The 8280-nt window shown below is 44.6% G+C and carries 4 protein-coding genes; 3 read left to right on the forward strand and 1 reads right to left on the reverse strand.

Translation table 11 applies throughout. The features are described 5' to 3' along the window. Positions 1-305: 305 nt before the first annotated feature. Positions 306-3104 (reverse strand): preprotein translocase subunit SecA, encoded by a 2799-nt coding sequence (gene secA / locus EI161_RS12395; RefSeq protein ID WP_192524628.1) that lies wholly within the window; start codon positions 3102-3104, stop codon positions 306-308. A gap of 444 nt (positions 3105-3548) precedes the next feature. On the opposite strand from secA, the gene mutS reads away from it, so the two are divergent. The 3 genes from mutS (at position 3549) to EI161_RS12410 (ending at position 8034) form a co-directional block, all read left to right on the forward strand. Beyond that, on the forward strand, positions 3549-6809 hold the full coding sequence (mutS, locus tag EI161_RS12400; RefSeq protein ID WP_192524629.1) for a DNA mismatch repair protein MutS: 3261 nt from the start codon (positions 3549-3551) through the stop codon (positions 6807-6809). Between the two features lie 92 nt (positions 6810-6901). Beyond that, positions 6902-7225: a ferredoxin FdxA gene (gene fdxA, locus EI161_RS12405; protein WP_192524630.1), complete on the forward strand. Its 324-nt coding sequence runs from the start codon at positions 6902-6904 to the stop codon at positions 7223-7225. Positions 7226-7497: 272 nt separating this feature from the next. Continuing rightward, positions 7498-8034, forward strand: a complete 537-nt coding sequence (locus EI161_RS12410) for an REP-associated tyrosine transposase (protein WP_192524631.1) — start codon at positions 7498-7500, stop codon at positions 8032-8034. The last annotated feature ends 246 nt before the right edge of the window (positions 8035-8280 follow it).

The raw sequence follows: 8280 nt of genomic DNA on the forward strand, positions 1-8280 counted from the left end.
ATATCGTTCACCTAGGCTTAGATGTGTATAGTTCATGGTTGCAATCTCACTTTGGTCGGTGGATAAAGACTTTGATGCTAGCGCATCTAGGTCTTTTTTTCACCTCGCATTTGGTATTGCACTTCATGTGTTAATCTAAGGTATATAAAACACCCAGCATATAAAAAAAGCCCCTATCTATTATAGACAGAGACTTTTTATTAGGGGCTGTATAGAATTCAGCTAAGGAACAGGAGTGAAAGTACTACGCCTTGTAGACTAAACGAGTTTGACACAGCTAATCGTACTTTTTGGGTTTGGTATAACTATATTTTGCCATGACATTGCTTGTACTTAAGACCTGAACCACAAGGGCAAGGTGCGTTACGACTGATGTTCATACCCGCGTATGGGTTTGGCTCATTGGCATTGTTGCCAGCATTAGCACTAGCACTAGCACCGCCTGCCATAGCACCTGCTGCCGCCGCACTACCCGCTACATTGCGATTTTGCGCTTGTTCTGCTGCACTACTATCCATATTATCAACGTCATTGTGCTCAAACTGCATTTGCATCTGCGCCGCATTCTCACGCTGCTGCTCTTCCAATGCCTCCAGCTCTTCTTTGGTCGGGATATGCACACGTGATAAATCCTGTACCGTCTCAGATTTAATTGCCCCTAGCATCATTTGGAATAGCTCAAACGACTCACGCTTATATTCTTGCTCAGGGTTTTTTTGGGCATAACCACGCAGATGAATGCCTTTACGCAGCTGATCCATTTGGGTTAAATGCTCTTTCCAATGTTTATCTAGACTCTGCAGCATAAAGTGACGCTCAAGCTGAGCGGCATCTTTTTCGCCCATCTGCTCGCGGCGACCATGATAATGATCGAGCGCGGTTTGGATAATTTTGGCACGCAGCCCTTCTTCATCCAAGCGGCGATCTTCATCGAGCCAGTCGTTAATTGGCATCGATATTTTAAACTCGTCTTCCAGTTCATCCTCAAGACCATCGACATTCCATTGGTCATCGATAGAACCTGGCGGGATAAACTGGCTAATCATGGCATTATAAACTTCATGATGCATCACTTCGATGGCCTCTAACAAATCCATCTCTGCCAATAAATCATCGCGCTGACCGTAGATAACTTTACGTTGCTCATTGGCCACATCATCATATTTCAATAGATTTTTACGCGCATCAAAATCGCGGCTTTCGACTTTACCTTGGGCGTTTTCAATCGATTTAGAAACCATTTTATGCTCGATGGCTTCGTCTTCTTTTAGGCCCATGGCGCGCATCATATTGACCACGCGATCACCGGCGAAAATACGCATCAAGTCATCTTCGAGCGATAAAAAGAAGCGTGACATACCAGGGTCACCCTGACGACCAGCACGACCACGTAGCTGATTATCAATACGGCGTGACTCATGACGCTCAGAACCAATAATATGTAGACCACCAGCGGCAACGACTTGATCATGCTTGACTTGCCATTGGGCTTTTAAGCGTGCCATTTCATCGGGGCTGACTGCATCGATGTCTTCGATAAATGACTGCCAGTTACCACCAAGGATAATATCGGTACCACGACCTGCCATGTTGGTGGCGATGGTGACAGATTTTGGGCTACCTGCCTGGGCAATAATGTCGGCTTCGCGCTCATGCTGCTTGGCGTTTAGGACGTTATGCTTGACGCCGTCTTGATCGAGCAGATAAGACAACTCTTCACTGGCTTCGATCGTCGCCGTACCAACCAGTACTGGTGCGCCTTTGTCCTGTATTTCTTTAATCTCGCGGATGATGCCTTTGTATTTACCTAACTTGGTTAAGAAAATTTGGTCATCCATATCGATACGCGCAATCGGCTCGTGTGTTGGAATAACGATGACGTCTAAGTCATAGGTTGATTTAAATTCTGCTGCTTCGGTATCCGCCGTACCCGTCATACCAGATAGCTTTTCATATAGACGGAAGAAGTTCTGGAAGGTGGTGGTTGCAAGGGTTTGGTTTTCCGCTTGAATCTCGACGTTTTCTTTGGCTTCGACCGCTTGATGCAGGCCTTCTGACCAGCGGCGACCGGGCATGGTACGACCAGTATTTTCATCAACGATGACTACTTCACCTTCATCGACGATATAATGGACGTTTTTGACAAACACATGGTGGGCGCGAATAGCCGCTTGGACGTGCGCCAATAGCGGCAAACGACTTGGACTATATAAGCTTTCACTTTCGCCCAGCTCGCCGACTTCGATTAAAAAGCGCTCAATTTTCTCATAGCCTTTTTCGCTAATCTCGATTTGACGGTTCTTTTCATCGATCCAAAAATCTTCTTCTTCGTTATTCTTATTGGCTTCTTCGTCTTTTGAGCGAATAAGTACGGGAATGATGGTATTAATCAAGGCGTACATACGTGACGAATCTTCGGCTTGACCTGAGATAATCAATGGCGTACGTGCTTCATCAATTAAGATAGAGTCAATCTCATCGATGATACAGAAGTTTAGCGGACGCTGTTTTTTTTCAGCTAAGCTAAACACCATGTTATCGCGTAGGTAATCAAAACCATATTCGTTATTGGTACCGTAAGTGATGTCGGCTTGATAGGCGTCGATTTTTTCTTGTGGCGGCTGCTGCGAATAAATCACCCCAACCGTCATACCCAAAAAACTAAACAATGGACGGTTTAATTCAGCATCACGCGCGGCCAAATAATCGTTGACCGTCACCAAATGCACGCCCTTGCCACTGATACCGTTCAGGTACATGGCCAAGGTGCCCATCAAGGTTTTACCCTCACCGGTTTTCATCTCGGCGATTTTGCCTTCGTGTAGGGTGATACCACCGATGAGCTGGACATCATAGTGGCGCATGCCAGTGACACGTAACGAGGCTTCGCGGCAAACGGCAAACGCTTCTGGCAGTAGCGCATCTAAGCTTTCACCGTTTTGATGTCTTGCTTTAAACTCTTCGGTTTTTTGTTGTAATTGCTCATCAGACAAGGCTTGTACTTCAGCCTCTTGTGCGTTGATTTTGCTGACCACTTTACGCATACGCTTGAGTTCACGGTCATTTTTAGTGCCAACGACACTGCCTATAATTTTTGATAACATAATTTTTTGACCTATGGAAATATTCGATAATTAGTGCGCATTAGCCAACGCGTCGTCCGTTGCTTTTTCATTGTTTGGCTAGTTACTGTCCAATTTAAGACAGTCCAATAAAATATCGCCCAATTAAGTGTGACGTTATTATATATGGTTATGACGGCGATGGATACCAGGGCAGTTAGCAGATATTTGCCGACGTAAAAAGGCAGCTGGACGTGTTAAAATAGTGCTTATATAGTCGATACCAAATAAAATAGATATCTTATATTATGACGCGAGACTGGTATGAATTTTTCTTGCTTGCTGTGCCTACGCCGACAGAGGCGGCGAAAAATTAGCATCAGTAACACTCGTATCAGTTTTAAAGTAAACCAACTATATATATCTGAAACTCGCTATTTAGCCAAATTTATTTAAGAAAGATAAAAACGATATAAGAGATACTGCATGTCTGTCAAACCCTCTGCTCAAACTGATGATACATTAAAAACTACGTCAAAAAACACTTCGAAAATGACATCAAAAAACAATTCAAGAAACAATTCAAAATCTGTGCCAGTGTCATCTGCACCATTGGTCATAGGCGATGCCGTCTATCATTTAGCAGACCATACGCCAATGATGGTGCAATATCTGACCATGAAAGCCAACTATCCACAAGCATTATTGCTATATCGGATGGGTGATTTTTATGAGCTATTCTTTGATGATGCCAAGCGCGCGGCGCAAATATTGGACATTACCCTAACCCGCCGTGGTACGGATAAAGCCGGTAACACCATTGCCATGGCAGGCGTTCCGTTTCATGCAGCCGACAGCTATATGGCGCGGCTAATTGCTGCTGGGCAAACGGTGGTGGTTTGTGAGCAAATTGACGAATCTGCAACTAACAATGCTAGTAACAGCCCAACAAACAAAACATCCAATGCGCCGACGATGGGCGATAAACAAAAGAAAAATAAAAGCAAATCAGCGGCTGGCAGTATCATGCGCCGTGAAGTGGTCAAAACCTTGACCGCTGGAACGATTACCGATGATGCGCTGATTGCGCCCAATCATACCCCGACTGTCGTCGCTATCGATATAGAAACACCTAAATCGAACAGCAAACACCCTTTACAAGCCGCCATCAGTCAAATGGACTTAGCTGCTGGCACGTTGACAACCCAAAGTCTGACAGCGCATAACGATGATATCGAGAGTCTGAGAACTCAAATGCTGACGGTATTGGCGCGCTTTGCCCCGAGTGAATGTATCATTAGCGAAGCACTGGGTGAACAAGCTGGTGAAGAATGGCTGTTGTGGTTACGCCAACATCTCGACTGCCCTATTATCGAAGTGGCGACCAATGACTTTCATCGTGACCATGCCAGCGCGACTTTATGCCAACAGTTTGAAGTACAGCGTCTCGATGGTCTAGGCATTAGCGATGCACCACTGGCTCAATCTAGCTGTGCGGCGCTGATACATTATGCACGGCAAACCCAGCAGCGTCATGTGCCGCAGCTTAACCAGCTCATCGTCGAATATAGCGACGATTATTTGATTATCGATGCCAATAGCCAGCAAAACCTTGAGCTATTTACCCCCGTCAGCAGCAACGGTACGTCCTTAATATCTGTGCTCAATCATTGTCAGACGCCAATGGGGCGACGCTTACTGGTGCAGCAAATGAAGCGCCCGCTGCGTCAGCATGCGCGTATCAATATGCGTTTGGAGGCGATAACCTGTCTTTTAAATCAAGACAATCAAACTGAACAAGCCAACCAAAATTTAGGAAACAGCCCATTAGTTACCAGTTTACGCGAAACCCTAAACGCTATCGGTGATATTGAGCGCATCAGTAGCCGTATCGGGCTGATGAGCGCCAAGCCGCGCGACTTACGCAAACTTGCCGATGGCATTGCCAGTAGTGCACAGCTCACGACTTTACTGACGGATTCAGGTATTAGCCACGACCAGTCTGGCCTGTTGCCCATGCTGATGCAGCAATTGCCCGAACAACTACCTGCGGTACAGTCCGTCGCCGAGTTGATTGAGCGTGCCATTGTTGTAGAGCCACCTGCCCATATCCGCGATGGCGGTATGCTAGCCGCGGGCTTCGATGAAGAATTTGATCGGCTGACCCATCTCCATGACAATATCCAAGCGACATTAGATGAGATGCTAGAGCGTGCTCGTCAAGATAACCAATTACCTAGCCTAAAAGTGGGCTTTAATAAGGTCAGTGGCTTTTATTTTGAGCTGCCTAAGATGCAAGCAAAGAACGCCCCTGCGCACTTTATCAGGCGGCAAACGCTAAAGAGCAGCGAGCGCTTTATCACTGATGAGCTAAAAGAAGTCGAGACCGAATATCTAAGCGCGCAGACATTAGCATTGACTCGTGAAAAGCAGCTGTACAATGAACTATTAACTATCTTAAACAGCCATTTAGCCGAGCTACAACAGCTAAGCGCGGCGATTGCCCAAATAGATGTGCTAAGTAATTGGGCACAGCTTGCGACAGTTTATAACTGGCAGCGTCCAGTCATGAGTCATGGCTTAGAAAATGACGGTTTAACCAATAGCGCAAACAACAATACAAACAACCATATAAACAATAACAGTCAAACCAGTATCGATATTAAACAAGGTCGTCATGTGGTGGTCGAAGCGGCGCTAAATCCAGCTAACATCCAAAACACCATTAATAGCATTAATAGCTTTAATCAGAGCAACAATACTCAGCCTACGAGCCATTTTGTCGCCAATGATTGTCAGCTTGGCAGCAATGACAGTAAAGACGAGCATCCTGAGCGATTATTAATGATTACTGGCCCTAATATGGGCGGTAAATCGACCTATATGCGCCAAACGGCGTTGATTGTCCTACTTGCTCATTGCGGCAGCTTTGTCCCAGCAGCTAGTGCTTATATTGGTGATATCGACCGCATCTTTACCCGTATTGGCTCGGCCGATGACTTAGCAGGTGGTAAATCGACGTTTATGGTTGAAATGATAGAAACCGCCAATATTCTCAATCAAGCGACCAATAAATCACTGGTGTTGATGGATGAAGTCGGACGCGGTACGGCGACCACTGATGGTCTGGCAATCGCCCACGCTTGCGTCAACAGGCTACTAGAGATTGGCTGCCTGACGTTATTTGCCACCCATTATTTTGAGCTAACGCAATTGGCAAATAATAAAGACCAAAGCCACGCCAATATTCGTAATGTCCATGTCGCTGCCAGTGAAATCGATGGTCAGCTTCTACTACTGCATCAAATCAAGGACGGCGCAGCAAGCTCCAGCTTTGGATTACATGTGGCGAAAATGGCGGGTATCCCAACGCAGGTGCTTAATGATGCCAAGCGTTATTTATTAGATAACTTAAAGGTAGACAACTTAAGCATAGATAACTTAAGCATAGATAACTTAAAGGCTGACAACCTTAAAGCGGATAACGACAAAGTTATTATTGATAACCTTGATGACAAAAATGACTTAGCTAAGTCAGTAACAGATAAAAGCTCGCACGCTCCTGCTAACAAGACAACAAAAGCACAGGTTATGAAGGTTGAGAAAAATCAAAGCACGATGGATATTCCACAGCAAAATCAATTGTTTAGCTTGCAAGATGAGCTGGGTGCAATTGATCCCAATAGCCTAACGCCCAAACAGGCGCACGATTTATTGTATCATCTGAAGAAAATCATTAGTCAGTAAAGGGGTTTGTCAAATCGCCCTAAAAGCGTTAAAATACGCCTTATTCCAAACTATTCTATTTAGCCTTAAGCCAATAACAGGTAGACAGCACTATGACCTTCGTCGTTACAGATAACTGCATCCGTTGCAAATACACTGACTGTGTGGAAGTCTGCCCTGTGGACTGCTTTTATGAAGGGCCAAACTTCCTAGTCATCGACCCTGATGAGTGCATCGACTGCGCGCTATGCGAGCCTGAATGTCCCGCCAATGCCATCTTCTCAGAAGATGAAGTACCCAAAGGCCAAGAGCAATTTACCCAACTCAATGAAGAACTGGCGCAAAAATGGCCAAACATTACTGAAATGAAAGGTCAGTTGCCAGAAGCTGAGAAGTGGGATGGTGTGGAAGGTAAGATTCAGTATTTAGAGAAGTAAGCAAAACTTATACTGTTTTAACTGATATTATTTAGTAATTCTCTGATATAGGCTGTGGCTTTTAGCCCAGCCTTTTTGTTTATCTAAATTTTAATCTAATGCATATCTCGTAGGCTGCGGCTTTAGCCCAGCATTTTTAACGCTATAAACTTTAGCTAGTTAATTGGTAGGCTACGGTTTTGATCCATCACTTTGTCAAATTTATATCACTTAGCTGGGCAAAATGCCCAGCCTACCTACATCTATAACCTCGCCTACACACTGAACCCACTATGAGCAACTACATTCGTGATAAAACTAAAGGTGGCTGCTATTTCTTAACCTTTAATTTAGCCAATCGACACTCTCAATTACTCTTGACCCATATTGATAAATTTCGTGACGCCTATGCTAAAACAATTCAACATCATCACTTTGATTTAGACGCAATGGTTGTGCTTCCCGATCATGTGCATATGCTCATTACTTTACCGCCAGACTCTGATGATTACGCTGTCATAGTGGCGAGTATCAAAAGCCAATTCTCTAGACAATTCAATAAAACTGAAATTATCACCTCCTCACGACAAGCAAAAAGAGAGCGAGGTATTTGGCAACGACGATTTTGGGAACATCGTATCCGTGATGAGGCTGATTATCGGCAACATATGGATTATATTCACTATAATCCTGTCAAACATGGCTACGTCGCCAACCCTCAAGATTGGCAATACTCTACATTGCATAAATTGATTAAAAAAGGCGTGTATCCCGATGATTGGGGAACCGATGTGAATAATAAAGGTGTCAACATTCGATATGATAGGTAGCAGGTAGGCTGTAGCTTTAGCCCAGCATTATGATATTGCATAGTTTGGCGCTGGGCAAAATGCCCAGCCTACGCCCGCTTTAGTGTGTATCTCGTAGGCTGCGGCTTTAGCCCAGCGTTTTGCATTTTATAAACGCTCAAAAGTTGACGAATTCAAGATTTTACTTATTTTAAACTTAGATTAACACATGAAGTGCAATACCAAATGCGAGGTGAAAAAAAGACCTAGATGCGCTAGCATCAAAGT

This window comes from Psychrobacter sp. FME5, assembly GCF_014861375.1.
Taxonomy (GTDB): domain Bacteria; phylum Pseudomonadota; class Gammaproteobacteria; order Pseudomonadales; family Moraxellaceae; genus Psychrobacter.

Excerpts from the sequence above, each read along its gene's own strand:
- secA (WP_192524628.1), bottom strand. The coding sequence starts at position 3,104 with ATGTTATCAAAAATTATAGGCAGTGTCGTTGGCACTAAAAATGACCGT.
- mutS (WP_192524629.1), top strand. The coding sequence starts at position 3,549 with ATGTCTGTCAAACCCTCTGCTCAAACTGATGATACATTAAAAACTACG.
- fdxA (WP_192524630.1), top strand. The coding sequence starts at position 6,902 with ATGACCTTCGTCGTTACAGATAACTGCATCCGTTGCAAATACACTGAC.
- EI161_RS12410 (WP_192524631.1), top strand. The coding sequence starts at position 7,498 with ATGAGCAACTACATTCGTGATAAAACTAAAGGTGGCTGCTATTTCTTA.